Origin of the sequence: Herbiconiux liangxiaofengii (assembly GCF_041927335.1) — a bacterium.
In the GTDB taxonomy this organism is placed as follows: Bacteria; Actinomycetota; Actinomycetes; order Actinomycetales; family Microbacteriaceae; genus Herbiconiux; species Herbiconiux liangxiaofengii.
In genome coordinates this window covers 1-16,322 of record NZ_JBHFHD010000011.1, presented here as the reverse complement: position 1 = coordinate 16,322, position 16,322 = coordinate 1, and the positions used below count along the sequence as shown (strand labels likewise).

Sequence of the window (16,322 nt, the reverse complement as noted above, 5' to 3'; positions counted from 1 at the left end):
CTGGTGGTGCTGTTGGGTGGTGCAGATGTGGGTTGGTGCGGTGGGTTGGTGCGGTCGGGTGGTGCAGATAGGGGTCGGTGCGGTGTGGTGGTTCAGGTGCGCGGCTTGTAGTGCCGCGTCGCGAAGGTCTCGATGCCCAGGGTGACGCAGTAGAACACGAGACCGACGATGATGGCGCCGAGCACATAGGCCCAGGCGAGGTTGTAGTTCGACGACGAGGCCGCCGAGGTGATCGACTTGCCGAGACCGCCCACCGGCCCGCCGAAGTACTCGGCGATCAGCGCCGAGATCACGGCCAGGCTCGACGCGATGCGCAGGCCCGTGAAGATGAACGGCAGCGCCCCGGGCACGGTCACCGTGCGGGTCATCTGCCACGCGGATGCCGCGTACACGTGCATCAGGTCGCGATGCACCGGGCGCACCTGCCGCAGACCCCGCAGCGTGTTGATGTACACCGGGATGAACACCGCGAGCGCCGCCACGAGCTGCCGGGCCGTCTCGGCCCCCGCGCCGAACATCGTGTAGAGCACGGGCGCGAGCGCCACGATCGGCACCACGGCCAGCGCCGCCACGATGCCGGCGCTGAGCTCGTCGACCACCCGGGTGAGCGCTGCGACGATGGCGAACAGGATGCCCACGACCGCGCCGATCACGAGCCCGACGAGGGCGTTGCCGCCGGTCACGAGGGCGCCCTGCACGACGGTGGCGATGTTGTCGCCGAACTCGGTGCCGATGGCCAGCGGCCCGGGCACGATGAACGGCTTGATGTCGAACGCCACCACGAGCAGCTGCCAGAGGGCGAGCGCGGCCACACCGAGCAGCACCGGCGCGAGCACGGTGCGCAGCGTGCCGGCGGAGGCCCTCATCGGTTCTCGACCCCCTTGATTCCCACGGGGGCCTCGCCGTGCAGCAGCTCGCGCACGCGGCTGACGTTCTCGAAGAACGCCTCGTCCTCGCGCAGGTGCTCGTCGCGGTCGGCCGCGCCCGGCAGCGTCATGCTCAGGATGTCGCGGATGCGTCCGGGTCGCGGCGACATCACGACCACCCGGTTCGACAGGAACACCGCCTCCGGGATGGAGTGGGTGACGAACACCACGGCCGCTCCGGTCTCGCCGCAGATGCGCACGAGCTCGGTCTGCATGCGTTCCCGGGTCATCTCGTCGAGGGCCCCGAAGGGCTCGTCCATCAGCAGCAGCCGAGGGCTCTCGGCGAGCGCCCGCGCGATCGCCACGCGCTGCTGCATGCCGCCCGAGAGCTGGTCGGGGTAGCTCTCGGCGAAGTCGGTGAGCCCCACCAGCGCGAGCAGTTCGGCCGAGCGCGCCTTGCGGCCCGCGGATTTCACGCCGTGCAGTTCGAGCGGCAGCTCGATGTTGCCCGCCACCGTGCGCCAGGGCAGCAGCCCCGACTGCTGGAACGCGATGCCGTACTCCTGGTCGATCCGGGCCTGGCGCGCCGTCTTGCCGAACACCGTCAGGGTACCGGCCGTCGGGGTGTCGAGGTCGGCGATCAGCCGCAGCAGCGTCGACTTGCCGCAGCCCGAGGGGCCGATCAGCGACACGAACTCCCCCGGCGCGACCGTGAGGTCGATCGAGTCGAGCGCGGTGACGGGCGCCTTGCGCTTGGCGGCGAACACCTTGTCGACCCCCGCCACGTGAACGGCGGCGACGGCCTGGGCGGTGCCGGGTGCGGTGACGGATGCGGATGCCTCGCTCATGCGGGCACCTCCCCTCTACGGAAGCGCCGGAGCAGAACCCCGAGCAGTGCGATGAATCCGGCGGCCACGAGGCCCACCGCGATGGCGCCGAAGATCGGCGCCCAGGTCTTGGCGGGATCGCCCGAGGCCTGCTGGGCGAACTCGATGATCATGCGGCCGATGCCGCCGCGGAGCCCGATCGACACCTCGGCCACCACCGTGCCGATGACGGCGTTGGCGGCGGCGAGCCGGAGGGCCGGCAGCAGGTAGGGCACGCTGGCCGGCAGCCGGAGGGTGCGGAGCGTCTTCCACCACCCGGCGCCGTAGCTGCGGAAGAGCTCCACGTGGATGGCGTCGGGCGAGTTCAGCCCGCGGAGGGCGCCGATCGACACCGGGAAGAACGCGAGGTACGAGGCGATGACGGCCACCGACATCCAGCTCTCCCAGGTGAAGGAGCCGATCTCGAGCTGCGCACCCCAGCGTCGCACCAGCGGCGCGATGGCGATGAGCGGAACCGTCTGGCTGAGCACGATCCACGGCAGCACAGCCGACTCCGCGGTGCGGAAGCGCTGCATCAGGATCGCCAGCAGCATGCCCACCACCACGCCGACCACCCAACCCACGGCGGCGACGCCGAGGGTGAAGAGGGAGGCCTGCGCCACGGCGAGCCAGACCGGGACGGCCTTGCGGCCGGTGCCCGAGAGCTCGAACAGCCGGCCGATCATGTCCCACACGTGGGGCATGGCCAGGTCGGTCGTGCGCGGCAGCACCGTGAGGTCGCCGATCACGACGCCGGAGGCCGGCCCCAGGGCCTTGTAGAGCTCCCACACCAGGACGAGCAGCAGCACGCCGCCCGCGCCGAACGCCACGCGGCGCCACATCGACGCCGCCGCATCCGGCCGCGCGCCGCGCGACCCCGAGTCGGAGCGTCGGCTCATGCCTTGGCCGTGATGTGCTCGCGGAGGGCGGGCATCACCGTCTCGCCGTACACGCGGAGGGTCTCCTCCTTGTTGTCGTGCTGCAGGTAGCCGGCGAACTGGGTGACGCCGATCTCGGCGTACTGCTTGAGCTTCTCGATGTGCTGCTCGGCCGTGCCGAGCACGCAGAACCGGTCGACGATGTCGTCGGGCACGAAGCTGGTGTGGCTGTTGCCCGCCCGGCCGTGCTCGTTGTAGTCGTAGCCCTCGCGACCCTTGATGTAGTCGGTCAGCGCATCCGGAACAGCACCGTTCTCGCCGTACTTCGCCACGATGTCGGCCACGTGGTTGCCCACCATGCCGCCGAACCAGCGGCACTGGTCGCGCATGTGCTCCCAGTCGGTGCCGATGTACATCGGAGCGGCGACGCAGAACGCGATCTCGTCCGGGTCGCGGCCCACGTCCTCGGCGGCCTTCCGCACGGTGGCGATCATCCACTTGGCGATGTCGATGTCGCCGCACTGCAGGATGAACCCGTCGCCCACCTCGCCGGTGAGCTTGAGCGCCAGCGGACCGTAGGCGGCCACCCACATGTCGAGGGTGGAACCCTTGCTCCACGGGAACTGCAGGGTGGCGCCGTTGTACTCGACCGAGCGCGAGTTAGCGAGCTCACGGATGACGTGGATCGACTCCCGCAGGGTCTTCAGCGTGGTGGGGGCGCCGTTGGTGACGCGCACCGCCGAGTCACCACGGCCGATGCCGCAGATGGTGCGGTTGCCGTACATCTCGTTCAGCGTGGCGTAGACGGATGCGGTCACCGTCCAGTCACGCGTGGCCGGGTTCGTGACCATCGGGCCGACCTTGATCTTGTTGGTCTCCGCCAGGATCTGGCTGTAGATGACGTACGGCTCCTGCCAGAGCAGGTGGGAGTCGAAGGTCCAGAAGTAGTCGAAGCCGTACTGCTCGCTGAGTTTGGCGAGGCCGACGGTGCGGGCTGCGGGGGGATTGGTCTGGACGACCGCGCCGAAATCCATGCTGTATGTGTCTCTCTAACGTTCAGATCAGGTACTGGCTGAGGCCGCGCTTGAAGTAAGCGCCGTCGCCCTTGCGTCCGAGGTACTCGTTCGAGTCGACGATCTTGCGACCGCGCGACCAGACCGTGTCGACGTGGCCGTCGATCTCGAAGCCCTCCCAGGCGGAGTAGTCCATGTTCATGTGGTGGGTCTTGTCCACGCCGATCGACGTGTGGCCGTTCGGGTCGTAGATCACCACGTCGCCGTCGGCACCGGGCTGGATGACGCCCTTCTTGCCGTGGATGCCGAACATCCGGGCCGGTGTGGTGCTGGTGAGTTCCACCCAGCGCGGCAGCGAGATCTCGCCCATCACCACGCCCTGGTAGATCAGGTCCATCCGGTGCTCGACGGAGCCGATGCCGTTCGGGATCTTCGAGAAGTCGGCCAGGCCCATGTCTTTCTGGCCCTTCATGCAGAAGGGGCAGTGGTCGGTGGAGATGACCTGCAGGTCGTTCGTGCGCAGGCCCTGCCACATGTGGTGCTGGTGGCCCTCGTGCTTCGAGCGCAGCGGGGTGCTGCACACCCACTTCGCGCCCTCGAACGAGCCCCACTCCTCACTGGAGGCGCCGAGCTGGTCTTCCAGCGAGAGGTAGAGGTACTGCGGGCAGGTCTCGGCGAACACGTTCTGGCCGTTGTCGCGGGCCGCGGCGATCTGCTCCACGGCCTGCTTGGCGCTCACGTGCACGATGTACAGCGGCGCGCCCGTGAGGTTGGCGAGCATGATGGCGCGGTGCGTGGCCTCCTCCTCGGCCTGCCACGGGCGGGAGACACCGTGGTAGTACGGGGTGGTCTCGCCGCGCTCGAGGTGCTGCTTGACCAGCAGGTCGATCACCGAGCCGTTCTCGGCATGCATCATGATGAGCGAGCCGTTGTCGCTCGCCCGCTGCATCGCCTTCACGATCTGACCGTCGTCGCTGAGGAAGACGCCCTTGTAGGCCATGAACAACTTGAAGCTGGTGACGCCCTCGTTGATCAGCTCGTCCATCGCGGTGAGCGAGCTGTCCTGCACATCCGAGAGGATCTGGTGGAAGCCGTAGTCGACCGCGCACTGCCCGGCGGCCTTCTCCTGCCACAGGTTGTACTGGTCGAGGATGTTCTCGCCCGCGTACTGCACCACGAAGTCGATGATGCTCGTCGTGCCGCCATGGGCGGCCGCGCGAGTCCCGGTCTCGAAGGTATCGCTGGCCTCGGTGCCGCCGAACGGCATCTGCATGTGCGTGTGCGCATCGATGCCGCCCGGGATGACGTACTTGCCGGTGGCGTCGACCACCTCGTCGACGTGGCCCTCGACGTCGAAGCCCAGCAGCGTGCTGCCCGGGGCGAGCACGGCCGCGATGGTGTCGCCGTCGATCAGCACGTCGGCCGTCGCGGTTCCGGTGGCGTTGACGACGGTGCCGCCCTTGATGAGAGTCTTCATGACGCGCGCCCCTCGCCTTACGGCGCCACGATCTCGCCGTAGGCATCCGGCCGGCGGTCACGGTAGAACTGCCAGTCGTCGCGGGTGTCGCGGATCGCGTCGAGATCGAGGTCGCGGATGAGGATCTCCTCGTGCTCGCTGGAGCCGAGGTCGCCCACGTAGTTGCCGCGCGGGTCGACCACGTAGGAGGTGCCGTAGAAGTCGACGGCGAGGTCGCCGTACTCGTTGTCTTCTTTACCGACCCGGTTGGGCACGAGCACGAAGTACTGGTTGGCGCCGGCCGCGGCGGGGCCCTCGAGCTCCCAGAGGCGGTTCGACAGGCCGGGCTTGGAGGCGTTGGGGTTGAACACCATCTGGGCGCCGTTCAGGCCGAGCTCGCGCCAGCCCTCGGGGAAGTGGCGGTCGTAGCAGATGTGCACGCCCACCTTGCCGACGGCCGTGTCGAACACGGGGTAGCCGAGGTTGCCGGGGCGGAAGTAGAACTTCTCGTAGAAGCTCTCGAGGTGCGGGATGTGGTGCTTGCGGTACTTGCCCACGATCGAGCCGTCGGCATCCACCACCACGGCGGTGTTGTAGTAGACGCCGGTCTGCTCCTCCTCGTAGATCGGGAGGATCGCCACCATGTTCAGCTCCTTCGCGAGCGCCTGGAAGCGCTGCACGATCGGGCCGTCGGCCGGCTCGGCGTAGCGGTAGTACTTCTTGTCCTGCGTGATGCCGAAGTACGGCCCGTAGAACAGCTCCTGGAAGCAGATGACCTGCGCGCCCTGCTCGGCAGCGGCGCGCATGAAGCCCTCGTGCTTGTCGAGCATCGACTCCTTGTCGCCGGTCCAGGTGGTCTGGGTGATCGCCGCTCGGATGGTCGTCATGTACAGTTCCTCTCCCAACACACCGGTGTGCCAGATCGCAGCGCCGGTTTTGTTATTATTCGGCGTGAACATTTCTCGTGTGTTTCAGAGTGTGACGCGAGAGTAAATATGTCAAGAGTCCCGGACTCAGAATCCGGGCCGACGCACCAAGAAGCCGGAGCAGCATGCTCGAACGGATCGTCGACGCGGTGGAGCACCGCACTCCGGAGGGCATCGCCGCGGCCATCTCGCGGCTCATCCGCTCGGGCGAACTCGGGGCAGGCGTCCGTCTGCCCACCGTGCGCGACGTGGCCTCGGTGCTGGGCGTCAGCCCGGCCACCGTGTCGAGCGCCTGGCAGGCCCTGTCGGGCGTGGGCCTGATCACCTCGCGCGGTCGGGCCGGCAGCTACGTGCTGCAGGCAGCCACCACCTGGATGCCGCCGCACTTCGGCGAGCTCGCCGGATCGCACGTGACCGCGCGGCTCGACCTCTCCACCGGCACCCCCGACCCCGAGCTGCTGCCCGACCTCTCGGCCGCACTGCGCACCGTGCCCACCCGGGCCGACACCGCCAGCTACCTCAGCTCTCCGGTGCTGCCGGGCCTCGAGAAGCACCTACGGGCCTCCTGGCCCTATCCGGTCGCCTCGCTCACGATCGTCGACGGGGCCCTGGATGCGATCTCCCGCGCCCTCGAGACACTGGTGCGGTTCGGCGACCGGGTGGTGGTGGAGAACCCCACCTTCCCGCCCTTCCTCGATCTGCTCGACCACTTCGGGGCCGAGCGCATCGCCGTCGACGTCGACGACGAGGGGATGCTGCCGGGCGCGCTCGCGACGGCGCTCGGGCAGGGTCCGGTGGCCGTCATCCTGCAACCGCGGGCGCACAACCCCACGGGCGTGTCGATGTCGGCGGCGCGAGCCAGGGAGCTCGCCCGGGTGCTGCGGGCGCACGACCACGTGTGCGACCCCGTGGTGATCGAGGACGACCATTCGGGCGAGATCTCGTCGAGCCCCGCGCACAGCCTCGGCGCTTGGCTGCCGCAGCGCACCCTGCACGTGCGGAGCTTCGCGAAGTCGCACGGGCCCGATCTGCGGATCGCTGCGCTCGGCGGCCCCGAGCCCCTGATCGACCGTATCGTGGCGCGACGTCTGCTCGGCCCGGGCTGGACGTCGCGGATGCTGCAGACGATCCTCTACGAGCTGCTCACAGCCCGTACCTCGCTCGACACCGTGCACGACGCCCGCCGCATCTACCAGGCCCGGCAGCGGCTTCTCTCCGAGGCCCTGGTGCGGCAGGGGGTGCCGCACACACCCTCCGACGGCATCAACACCTGGATCGGGGTGGCCGACGAGAAGGCGGCCATCCTCACGCTCGCGGCGAGCGGCATCCGGGTGGCGGCCGGCTCGTCGTTCGTGGCGAGCACCGCACCGCCAGCGCCTCCCCCGGGCATCGCTGCGATTCCGGATGCGCCGGCACCGCAGTTCGTGCGCGTCACGGCGGGCCGCGTCGTCGACGACTTCGACCAGGTGGCGACCCTCCTGGCCGCCGCCGCCCGCGCCGAGTAGCCCGTGTCGCACCGGCCCGGAACGACGGAGATTCGGGCTCGGAGCGGGCTCCGCATCCGTCGTTCGCCCGATGACGGCCGAGACTCCGTCGTCTCCGGTGCTTGAATGGGGCTGTGAAGGTGACGGTTCTCGCAGGCGGTGTCGGAGGTGCGCGGTTCCTGAGGGGGCTGCGCACGCAGCTCAGGAAGGCGTACCCCAACGGCGACGGCGGCTCATCCGCCGAGATCACCGCCGTGGTGAACACGGGTGACGACATGTGGCTCACGGGCCTGCGCGTCTGCCCCGACCTCGACTCCATCATGTACACCCTCGGCGGCGCCAACGACGACGAGCGCGGCTGGGGCCGGAAGGGCGAGAGCGAGCGCGTCAGCGCCGAACTCACCGCCTATGGCGTCGGCTGGCCCTGGTTCACCCTCGGCGACCTCGACCTCGGCACCCACATCGCCCGGTCGAGCTTCCTGCGCGACGGGCTCACCCTCACCGAGGCCACCGCGCGGCTCGCCGAACGCTGGAACCCCGGTGTGCGGCTGCTGCCGATGAGCGACCAGCCCATCGAGACCCACGTCGAGATCATCGTCGACGGCAAGCGCCGCATCGTGCACTTCGAGGAGTGGTGGGTGAAGCACCGCGCCTCGGTGCCCGCCCAGCGTTTCATCCAGGTGGGCGTGGATGTCGCGAAGCCGACCCCCCAGGTGCTTCAGGCCATCGCGCAGGCCGACGTCATCCTCGTGGCGCCGTCGAACCCCGTGGTGTCGATCGGCACCATCCTCGGCGTGAACGGCCTCCGCGCCGCGCTGCACGACGCCCGTGCCCCGATCGTGGGTGTGTCGCCCATCATCGCGGGGGCCGCCGTGCGCGGCATGGCCGACGCCTGCCTCACCGCCATCGGCGTCGAGACGACGGCCGCCGCCGTGGCCAAGCACTACGGCGCCCGCTCGCGCGGCGGGGTGCTCGACGCCTGGCTGATCGACGAGACGGATGCGGCGAGCGCCCCGGTGATCGAGGCGGCCGGCATCCGCACCTCGGTGGTGCCGCTGTGGATGAGCGACCCCTCGACGAGCGCTCAGCTCGCCGCCGACGCGCTGGCGGCCGCGCGCCGCTGAGCGGTAACGCCTCCCGAGGGGGCGCGGAGGCGGGCCGGATCGGGCGCCCTCCGGCGGCAGCAACCTGACTGGCTGGCTGGCTACCAGTCCAGATCGGCCGCGTAGTCGGGCGCCACGAAGATGCAGAACGGGTGCCCCGCCGGATCGGCGAACACGTACAGCGCCTCCTCCGGGTCGGCCGACTGGTCGTCGATCACCACGGCGCCCAGCGACACCGCCCTCTCACGATGGCGCTCGAGGGCCGCGGCATCCGGAACCATGAAGTCGAGGTGCAGCTGCTGCCGCACCGCGCCCTCGGGCCAGGTGACGCGCGGCAGCTCGGGCACCCGCTGGAAGGCGATGCGAACGCCCTCGGGGGTGCGCAGCGCCACCCACTCGGCGTCGTCGTGCGAGCCGTCGGCCGGTGGCTCGTCTCCCGGCCGGTAGTGCCCGCCCACCAGCTCGACGTAGAACGCGGCGAGCCCGCGGGCGTCCTCGGTGTCGAGCACGACCTGCCGCAGCCGGATGTCGCCTCCCGTTTCGCTGTGCACGTCGACGTCCATGCCGGGCAGCCTACGCGCCCCTCAGGGCCAGGAGCCAGGCGTAGAGCGCCATCGACAGCGCGTAGACCGCCAGCACGATCCCGTAGCCGAGCACGTGCGTCTTCACCGGGATGCCGCGCTTGACCCACCAGGAGAACATCCGGAACGCCCAGGGCACGAAGAACCAGCCGAGCAGCTGCGTCGACACCACGTTGCCGATGAACAGCGACAACCAGAACGGCACTCCGTGGTCGGCGAAGAGCGGATCGGCGATGAAGTAGCCCCAGAGGAAGACGATGGGGTACAGCATGAGCAGCACCAGCAGGTTGCTCTTGAAGACCGGGTCGGGAAGGGCATCCGGAGCCCGCTTCGACCAGAACCCGAACCCGTAGCTGGACCGCGTCAGCCGCAGCTGTTCGTTGTAGGCCGCCCCCTCGGCCAGGAGCGCCGCCCGCTCGGGGGAGTCCAGCCACGCCTGGAGGTGCTCGTCGCTGTCGAAGCTGAGCACCACCACCCAGTCCTCCTGCACCCCCGGCACCGGCCGCTCGACCTTGTGGCCGAGGAAGCCGTCGAAGCGCGACTCGACTGTGGAGATCTCGCGCTGCCACTCGAGGAACCGCGCCTCGTCGTGCGGTGGAACGCGACTCGAGATGAGCACCGAGGCGGCCTCGGCCGGATGCGGCGAGTCATCGCTGACGAGGTGCACGTCGTCGTTGCCCACGAACCGGTCGCCGATCTCGTCGATCAGGTTCTTGCGCTCGGCGCTCTGCAGCCAGCCCCGCGCCGACCCCACGTCGCGGAAGCGCTGCACCGTGACCCAGTCGACCTGCAGCGGCGGATTCGGCGCGATCACCTCGCGCTCGAGGAAGCCCGGCCACTCGGCCACGCGCGCAGCCACCCGGCGCTGCCAGGCGGCGTAGTCGCCGTAGTCGCGCTCGGCGAGTCGTCGGTGCACCACCAGGGTGACGGCGCCGGTGGCCATGGCCGGCTCAGGCCTTCTGGTAGGCGAGGCGGCCGGCCACCCAGGTCTGGTCGACCGCGCGCTCGTCGCCCACCATCATGATGCCGAAGAGCAGGTCGGCGGCGACCTCGAGGGTGAGCGGGCCCTCGGTGTGGGTGAGGCTCTGGTGCCAGGCGGTGGCCGGGGGGCCCGCCGTCCAGTCCAGGGCCACGAAGTCGGCCTCCATGCCGATGTCGAAGGTGCCGACGAGGTCGTCGATGTAGAGCGCCTCGGCTCCCCCGCGGGTGATCGAGTAGAACGCCCGCAGCGGCGAGAGCTTGTTGCGTTCCGACTCCGCGAGGTCTTGGTCGCTCGGCACGATGCTGCCGTCGAGGATGGTGTTGTTCAGCATGCCCACCTTGTAGCCGTCTTCCAGCGTGTTGAGCAGGCTGAACCGGTTGCCGCCACCCATGTCGGTGCCGTACGACACGAGCACACGGTGCTCGGGGTCGAGCGCCCGCCCGAGGCGGAACAGTCCGGAGCCGAGGTAGAGGTTCGACGACGGGCAGAACGCCACCGAGGCGCCCGACTCGGCGAAGCGCCGGAACTCGCTGTTCGACAGCCACACCCCGTGGCCACCGGTGAACTTCGGGCCCACCAGCCCGTACTTCTCGTACACGCCGAGGTAGTCGGTGCAGTCGTCGTGCAGGGCGAGCACACCGTGGATCTCGGCCGGGTTCTCGGAGATGTGGGTGTTCACCCACAGGTCGGGGTGCTCCTCCTTCAGGCGGCGGCAGACCTCCATCAGCTCGTGCGAGGCGCCGAAGGCGAACCGGGGAGTGATGGCGTAGAGGTTGCGGCCCACGCCGTGCCACTTCTCGATCAGCGTGGTGCTGTCGGCGTAGAACTGCTCGGGGGTGTTGGCGAAGTAGTCGGGCACGTGCGTGTCGATGCCGGTGAGGCCGCCGATCATGCGCATGTTGCGGCGCGTCGCCTCCTCGAAGAACACCTCGTTGCAGGTGAGGTCGCCGGTGGTGAACGCCTGCGCGGTGGTGGTTCCGGATGCGAGCAGGTTGTCGAAGAAGTGCTTCGTGCCCTCCTCGGCGTACGACCGCTCGGAGTACTTGTGCTCCTCGGGGAAGACCCACTTCTGCAGCCACGGCAGCAGCTGCTCGCCGTAGGCACCGAGCACCCTGGTCTGCGGGAGGTGGATGTGGCCGTCGATGAAGCCCGGCAGGATGATGCGGTCGCGGATCTCGGTGATCTCGACCCCCGGGTGGCGTGGCGCCACGGTGTCGTAGGCACCGAAGTCGACGATGATCCCGTCGTCGACGACCAGTAGGCCGTCGGCCTCGAACCGGGTCGCGGCCGCTTCGTCACCGACGTGGCGGTACGGGTCGTCGATGAAGTCGAGAAACGTTCCGCGCACAGCTGTCGTAGCCAAGAGATCCCCAATCGTGGTGGTCTGCCCATGCTCGCACAGGGCTCCGACGGCCGCGTGCTCCAGTACAGGGGGCAACGGCACGGGGCCGCGAGCGCCGGGGGTAGGCTGGTGCCATTCAGGTTCTGGGTCTGGCTTTGGGCTCTCGTCTTCTTATCGCTCTCGATACTCACGAGGATCCCCATGCCCGAAGACCTCCCGTTCCCCACCTCCACCCCCGTGCGGGCCACCGGCCGTCGCACCGTGGAACCGGCCGAGCCGGTGCTGCAGACGTTCGTGCCGAACGCCTCCGCCATCCGCCGGGCGCTCAAGCGCGCCGAGACCGGCGTCTCGCTCGACGCCACCGAGGCCGAGACCCTGCTGCACGCCCGCGGTGACGACCTCGAGCGCCTGCTCGACGCCGCCTCCCGCGTGCGCGACGCCGGACTCGAGATCGCGGGTCGGCCCGGGGTGATCACGTACTCGCGCAAGGTCTTCATCCCCCTCACCCACCTCTGCCGCGACCGCTGCCACTACTGCACCTTCGTCGAGACCCCCGGCGGCCTGGCGAAGCAGGGCAAGGCCCCGTTCCTCTCGCCCGACGAGGTGCTCGAGATCGCCCGCCAGGGCGCGGCCCTCGGTTGCAAGGAGGCCCTGTTCACCCTCGGCGACCGCCCGGAGGACCGCTGGCCCGCCGCCCGGGAGTGGCTCGACGCCCGCGGTTACGACTCCACCATCGCCTACCTGCGCTCGGTCGCCATCCTGGTGCTCGAAGAGACAGGCCTGCTCCCCCACCTGAACCCGGGTGTCATGACCTGGGAGGAGATCCAGCGGCTGAAGCCGGTGGCCCCCTCGATGGGCATGATGCTCGAGACCACCGCCACCCGCCTGTGGTCGGAGAAGGGCGGGCCGCACTACGGCTCCCCCGACAAAGACCCGGTGCTGCGCCTGCGCGTGATCGAGGATGCCGGCCGGTCGAACGTGCCGTTCACCACGGGCCTCCTGCTCGGCATCGGCGAGAACTACGCCGAGCGGGTCGACGGCCTGTTCTCCATCCGCTCGGCGGCCCGCCGGCACGGTCACGTGCAGGAGGTCATCATCCAGAACTTCCGGGCGAAGCCGGCCACCGCCATGATGGCGGCCGACGACCTCGAGACCCAGGAGTACGTGGCCGCCGTGGCCGTGGCCCGCCTCGTGCTCGGCCCGAAGGCGCGGTTGCAGGCTCCGCCCAACCTCACGGACGCCCGCGAGCTGGCGCTCCTCGTGCGCGCGGGCATCGACGACTGGGGCGGCGTCTCGCCGCTCACGCCCGACCACGTGAACCCCGAGCGACCCTGGCCGCAGATCGACGACCTGGCCCGGCTGACGGCCGACGCCGGCTTCACGCTGCTCGAGCGGCTCACCGCGCATCCGCATTTCGTGCGCGCCGAGGAACCGTGGATCGACCCCCGGGTGCTCCCGCACGTGCGAGCGCTGGCGGATGCCGACGGCCTCGCCGTGGAGGGCCGCGTGCCCACGGGCCTGCCCTGGCAGGAGCCCGAATGGGGCTCCTCGTCCAGCGGCCGCACCGAGCTGCACACCGAGATCGACACGGTGGGGCGCACGGGCGACCGGCGGAGCGACTTCGAGGACGTCTACGGCGACTGGGCCGAGCTGCGCGAGCACGTGGGGGCGAACGAGGGCGGGTCGGTGCGGGCATCCGGAGACCCCGCGGTGCGCGCCGCACTCGCCAGGGCTGCCGAGAACCCGGCCGGCCTGAGCGACGGCGACTACCTCACGCTGCTCAGCGCCGACGGACCCGACCTCGAGGCGCTCGCCGCGCTCGCCGACGACGTGCGGCGCGCCGCGGTGGGCGACGAGGTGGGCTTCGTGGTGAACCGCAACGTGAACTTCACCAACGTCTGCTACACCGGCTGCCGGTTCTGCGCGTTCGCCCAGCGGCGCACCGACGCGGATGCCTACACGCTGTCGATGGAGCAGGTGGGCGACCGCGTCGACGAGGCCTGGTCGATCGGGGCGACCGAGATCTGCATGCAGGGCGGCATCCACCCCGACCTGCCCGGCACGGCCTACTTCGATCTGGCGCGCACGGTGAAGCAGCGTCAGCCCGACATCCACCTGCACGCGTTCAGCCCGATGGAGATCGTGAACGGAGCGTCGCGCACGGGGCTGTCGTACCGCGACTTTCTCACGGCGGCGAAGGAGGCCGGGCTCGACACCATCCCCGGCACGGCCGCCGAGATCCTCGACGACGACGTGCGCTGGGTGCTCACCAAGGGCAAGCTGCCGGCCGCGGCCTGGATCGAGATCGTCACCACGGCCCATCAGGTGGGGCTGCGCTCGTCGTCGACCATGATGTACGGACACGTCGACAACCCCTCGCACTGGGTGGGGCACCTGCGCACGCTGGCACGGCTGCAGGATGAGACGGGCGGGTTCACGGAGTTCGTGCTGCTGCCCTTCATCCACATGAACGCGCCCGTGTACCTGGCCGGCGTGGCCCGGCCGGGGCCGACCCGGCAGGAGAACCGGGCCATCCACGCGGTGTCGCGGCTGATGCTGCACGGGCGCATCGACCACGTGCAGACCTCGTGGGTGAAGCTCGGCGAAGGCGGCACGCAGCAGATGCTGCGGGGCGGTGCCGACGACCTCGGCGGCACCCTGATGGAGGAGACCATCAGCCGCATGGCGGGGGCCGACAACGGCTCGGAGAAGACGGTCGACGACCTCGAGGGCATGATCCGCGCGATCGGGCGGGTGCCGGTCCAGCGCACCACGACGTACGGGCGGCCCAGCGCGGAGCGCGTGGCTGTGGCGCGGGAGTTCGCGTCGCGGGGCTTCGCGGCCACGGGCCGTTCGCTGCTCACCGTGCTGCCGAACTGATTCGGCCCCGCCCACCCCACACACACCAGATCCGTCACTTTCGGCCCTATTTCCCTCGCGGAAGGGCCGAAAGTGACGGATCTGGTGTAGCGGGCGGGGTGGGAGTTACTCCTGGGTGTCGGCGTCGACCCAGTCGAGGGTCTTCGTGACGGCCTTCTTCCAGTTGCGCAGCTGGCGCTCGCGCTCGGCGTCGTCCATCTTCGGCTCCCAGCGGGAGTCCTCCTGCCAGTTGGCGCGCAGCTCGTCGAGGTTCGCCCAGAAGCCCACCGCGAGGCCGGCCGCGTAGGCGGCACCCAACGCGGTGGTCTCGGCGACCACCGGGCGGATGACGGGCACGCCGAGGATGTCGGCCTGGAACTGCATGAGCGTGTTGTTCGCGATCATGCCCCCGTCGACCTTGAGCTCGGTGAGGTCGACGCCCGAGTCGGCGTTGACCGCGTCGAGCACCTCGCGGGTCTGGAAGGCCGTGGCCTCCAGTGCCGCGCGGGCGATGTGGCCCTTGTTCACGTAGCGGGTGAGGCCCACCAGCGCACCGCGCGCATCCGACCGCCAGTAGGGCGCGAACAGACCCGAGAACGCGGGCACGAAGTAGGCGCCGCCGTTGTCCTCGACCGTCTTGGCCAGCTCTTCCACTTCGGGTGCGGAAGAGATGATGCCGAGACTGTCGCGCAGCCACTGGATGAGCGAGCCCGTCACGGCGATCGACCCTTCGAGCGCGTAGTGCGCGGGCTGGTCGCCGAGCTTGTAGCCGAGGGTCGTGAGCAGCCCGTTCTTGGAGTGCACGATCTCGGTGTCGGTGTTGAAGATCAGGAAGTTGCCCGTGCCGTAGGTGTTCTTCGACTCGCCGGCGTCGAACGCCGCCTGACCGAAGGTGGCCGCCTGCTGGTCGCCCAGGATGCCGGCGATCGGCACCTCGCGCAGCAGGTTCGACGACTCGACCGTGCCGTAGACCTCCGAGGAGGACTTGATCTCGGGCAGCATCGACTTCGGCACGCCGAACGCCTCGAGGATGTCGTCGCGCCACTGCAGCGTCTCGAGGTCCATGAAGAGCGTGCGCGAGGCGTTGGTCACGTCGGTGACGTGCACGCCTCCGTCGGTTCCGCCGGTCAGGTTCCAGAGCACCCAGCTGTCGGTGGTGCCGAACATGAGGTCGCCGGCCTCGGCGGCCTCACGGGCGCCCTCGACGTTCTCCAGGATCCAGACGATCTTGGTGCCCGAGAAGTAGGTCGCGAGCGGCAGGCCCACGATCTCCTTGAAACGCTCCACGCCCTTCTCGTCACCCGCGGCGAGGCGGTCGACGATCGACTGGGTGCGCGTGTCCTGCCACACGATGGCGTTGTACACGGGCTTGCCGGTGTTCTTGTTCCACACCACCGCGGTCTCGCGCTGGTTGGTGATGCCCACGGCGGCGATGTCGTGGCGCGTCAGGTCGGCCTTCGAGAGGGCCTGACCGATGACCTCGCGCACGTTCGCCCAGATCTCCATCGGGTCGTGCTCGACCCAGCCCGCCTTCGGGAAGATCTGCTCGTGCTCCTTCTGACCGGTCGACACGATGGTGCCCTTGTGGTCGAAGATGATGGCTCGCGAGCTGGTGGTTCCCTGGTCGATGGCCAGGACGTACTTCTGTTCGGACACTTCTAACTCCTTCGTTGGAATCTATTTATTCGAGAACGGATGCGCGGGGTGCGCTCAGGTGAGGATGGGGAGCAGCGGGATGGCGAGAAGGCCCGCGAGAACGCCGCCGATGATCGGGCCCACGACGGGAACCCAGGAGTACGACCAGTCCGACGTGCCCTTGCCCTTGATCGGCAGCAGGGCGTGCGCGATGCGCGGGCCGAGGTCACGGGCCGGGTTGATCGCGTACCCCGTCGGGCCACCCAGCGACGCACCGATACCGATCACCAGCAGCGCCACCGGCAGAGCACCCAGCGCGGCCAGGCCGCCA

The 16,322-nt window shown here is 69.5% G+C and carries 14 protein-coding genes; 3 read left to right on the top strand and 11 right to left on the bottom strand.

Translation table 11 applies throughout. The features are described 5' to 3' along the window. Positions 1 to 92: 92 nt before the first annotated feature. The 6 genes from ACEXOR_RS12150 to ACEXOR_RS12125 are packed head-to-tail and all read right to left on the bottom strand — an operon-like array spanning position 93 to position 5,966. Complete coding sequence (locus ACEXOR_RS12150; RefSeq protein WP_374849916.1) at positions 93 to 866, bottom strand: ABC transporter permease; 774 nt, start codon at positions 864 to 866, stop codon at positions 93 to 95. Beyond that, on the bottom strand, positions 863 to 1,714 hold the full coding sequence (locus ACEXOR_RS12145) for an ABC transporter ATP-binding protein (protein WP_374849915.1): 852 nt from the start codon (positions 1,712 to 1,714) through the stop codon (positions 863 to 865). Before ACEXOR_RS12145 ends, ACEXOR_RS12150 begins: the two co-directional genes overlap by 4 nt. Continuing rightward, positions 1,711 to 2,631, bottom strand: a complete 921-nt coding sequence (locus ACEXOR_RS12140) for an ABC transporter permease (protein ID WP_374849914.1) — start codon at positions 2,629 to 2,631, stop codon at positions 1,711 to 1,713. The genes ACEXOR_RS12145 and ACEXOR_RS12140 overlap by 4 nt, the downstream gene beginning before the upstream one ends. Further along, the gene (locus ACEXOR_RS12135; protein WP_374849913.1) at positions 2,628 to 3,644 is read right to left on the bottom strand and encodes a TIGR03842 family LLM class F420-dependent oxidoreductase; all 1,017 of its coding nucleotides are present in this window, start codon (positions 3,642 to 3,644) and stop codon (positions 2,628 to 2,630) included. Before ACEXOR_RS12135 ends, ACEXOR_RS12140 begins: the two co-directional genes overlap by 4 nt. Positions 3,645 to 3,666: 22 nt before the next feature. Continuing rightward, positions 3,667 to 5,100 (bottom strand): dihydropyrimidinase, encoded by a 1,434-nt coding sequence (gene hydA / locus ACEXOR_RS12130; RefSeq protein WP_374849912.1) that lies wholly within the window; start codon positions 5,098 to 5,100, stop codon positions 3,667 to 3,669. Positions 5,101 to 5,117: 17 nt separating this feature from the next. Beyond that, the gene (locus ACEXOR_RS12125) at positions 5,118 to 5,966 is read right to left on the bottom strand and encodes a nitrilase-related carbon-nitrogen hydrolase (RefSeq protein ID WP_374849911.1); all 849 of its coding nucleotides are present in this window, start codon (positions 5,964 to 5,966) and stop codon (positions 5,118 to 5,120) included. Between the two features lie 164 nt (positions 5,967 to 6,130). Here ACEXOR_RS12125 and ACEXOR_RS12120 point away from each other — a divergent pair, with 164 nt between their 5' ends. Then, positions 6,131 to 7,510 carry an aminotransferase class I/II-fold pyridoxal phosphate-dependent enzyme gene (locus tag ACEXOR_RS12120; protein ID WP_374849910.1) on the top strand — a complete coding sequence of 460 codons (1,380 nt, stop codon included), beginning with the start codon at positions 6,131 to 6,133 and terminating at the stop codon, positions 7,508 to 7,510. Positions 7,511 to 7,623: 113 nt separating this feature from the next. Beyond that, positions 7,624 to 8,613: a 2-phospho-L-lactate transferase gene (gene cofD, locus ACEXOR_RS12115; RefSeq protein WP_374849909.1), complete on the top strand. Its 990-nt coding sequence runs from the start codon at positions 7,624 to 7,626 to the stop codon at positions 8,611 to 8,613. Positions 8,614 to 8,693: 80 nt separating this feature from the next. Here cofD and ACEXOR_RS12110 read toward each other — a convergent pair whose 3' ends face one another. The 3 genes from ACEXOR_RS12110 to guaD are packed head-to-tail and all read right to left on the bottom strand — an operon-like array spanning position 8,694 to position 11,518. After that, positions 8,694 to 9,155 (bottom strand): VOC family protein, encoded by a 462-nt coding sequence (locus tag ACEXOR_RS12110; protein WP_374849908.1) that lies wholly within the window; start codon positions 9,153 to 9,155, stop codon positions 8,694 to 8,696. Between the two features lie 10 nt (positions 9,156 to 9,165). Then, positions 9,166 to 10,116 carry an antibiotic biosynthesis monooxygenase gene (locus ACEXOR_RS12105; RefSeq protein ID WP_374849907.1) on the bottom strand — a complete coding sequence of 317 codons (951 nt, stop codon included), beginning with the start codon at positions 10,114 to 10,116 and terminating at the stop codon, positions 9,166 to 9,168. Between the two features lie 7 nt (positions 10,117 to 10,123). Then, positions 10,124 to 11,518: a guanine deaminase gene (guaD, locus tag ACEXOR_RS12100; RefSeq protein ID WP_374849906.1), complete on the bottom strand. Its 1,395-nt coding sequence runs from the start codon at positions 11,516 to 11,518 to the stop codon at positions 10,124 to 10,126. A gap of 180 nt (positions 11,519 to 11,698) precedes the next feature. Between guaD and ACEXOR_RS12095 the strand changes: the two genes are divergently transcribed. Then, positions 11,699 to 14,377, top strand: coding sequence for a bifunctional FO biosynthesis protein CofGH (locus ACEXOR_RS12095; protein ID WP_374849905.1), 2,679 nt, complete (start codon positions 11,699 to 11,701; stop codon positions 14,375 to 14,377). Between the two features lie 105 nt (positions 14,378 to 14,482). On the opposite strand, the gene glpK is transcribed toward ACEXOR_RS12095, so the two are convergent. Continuing rightward, positions 14,483 to 16,012 (bottom strand): glycerol kinase GlpK, encoded by a 1,530-nt coding sequence (gene glpK, locus ACEXOR_RS12090; protein WP_374849904.1) that lies wholly within the window; start codon positions 16,010 to 16,012, stop codon positions 14,483 to 14,485. Positions 16,013 to 16,066: 54 nt separating this feature from the next. Further along, positions 16,067 to 16,322, bottom strand: a 256-nt coding sequence (locus ACEXOR_RS12085) for an aquaporin (RefSeq protein WP_374849893.1), incomplete at its 5' end; no start/stop codon positions are given.

Excerpts from the sequence above, each read along its gene's own strand:
- ACEXOR_RS12150 (WP_374849916.1), bottom strand. The coding sequence starts at position 866 with ATGAGGGCCTCCGCCGGCACGCTGCGCACCGTGCTCGCGCCGGTGCTG.
- ACEXOR_RS12145 (WP_374849915.1), bottom strand. The coding sequence starts at position 1,714 with ATGAGCGAGGCATCCGCATCCGTCACCGCACCCGGCACCGCCCAGGCC.
- ACEXOR_RS12140 (WP_374849914.1), bottom strand. The coding sequence starts at position 2,631 with ATGAGCCGACGCTCCGACTCGGGGTCGCGCGGCGCGCGGCCGGATGCG.
- ACEXOR_RS12135 (WP_374849913.1), bottom strand. The coding sequence starts at position 3,644 with ATGGATTTCGGCGCGGTCGTCCAGACCAATCCCCCCGCAGCCCGCACC.
- hydA (WP_374849912.1), bottom strand. The coding sequence starts at position 5,100 with ATGAAGACTCTCATCAAGGGCGGCACCGTCGTCAACGCCACCGGAACC.
- ACEXOR_RS12125 (WP_374849911.1), bottom strand. The coding sequence starts at position 5,966 with ATGACGACCATCCGAGCGGCGATCACCCAGACCACCTGGACCGGCGAC.
- ACEXOR_RS12120 (WP_374849910.1), top strand. The coding sequence starts at position 6,131 with ATGCTCGAACGGATCGTCGACGCGGTGGAGCACCGCACTCCGGAGGGC.
- ACEXOR_RS12110 (WP_374849908.1), bottom strand. The coding sequence starts at position 9,155 with ATGGACGTCGACGTGCACAGCGAAACGGGAGGCGACATCCGGCTGCGG.
- ACEXOR_RS12105 (WP_374849907.1), bottom strand. The coding sequence starts at position 10,116 with ATGGCCACCGGCGCCGTCACCCTGGTGGTGCACCGACGACTCGCCGAG.
- ACEXOR_RS12095 (WP_374849905.1), top strand. The coding sequence starts at position 11,699 with ATGCCCGAAGACCTCCCGTTCCCCACCTCCACCCCCGTGCGGGCCACC.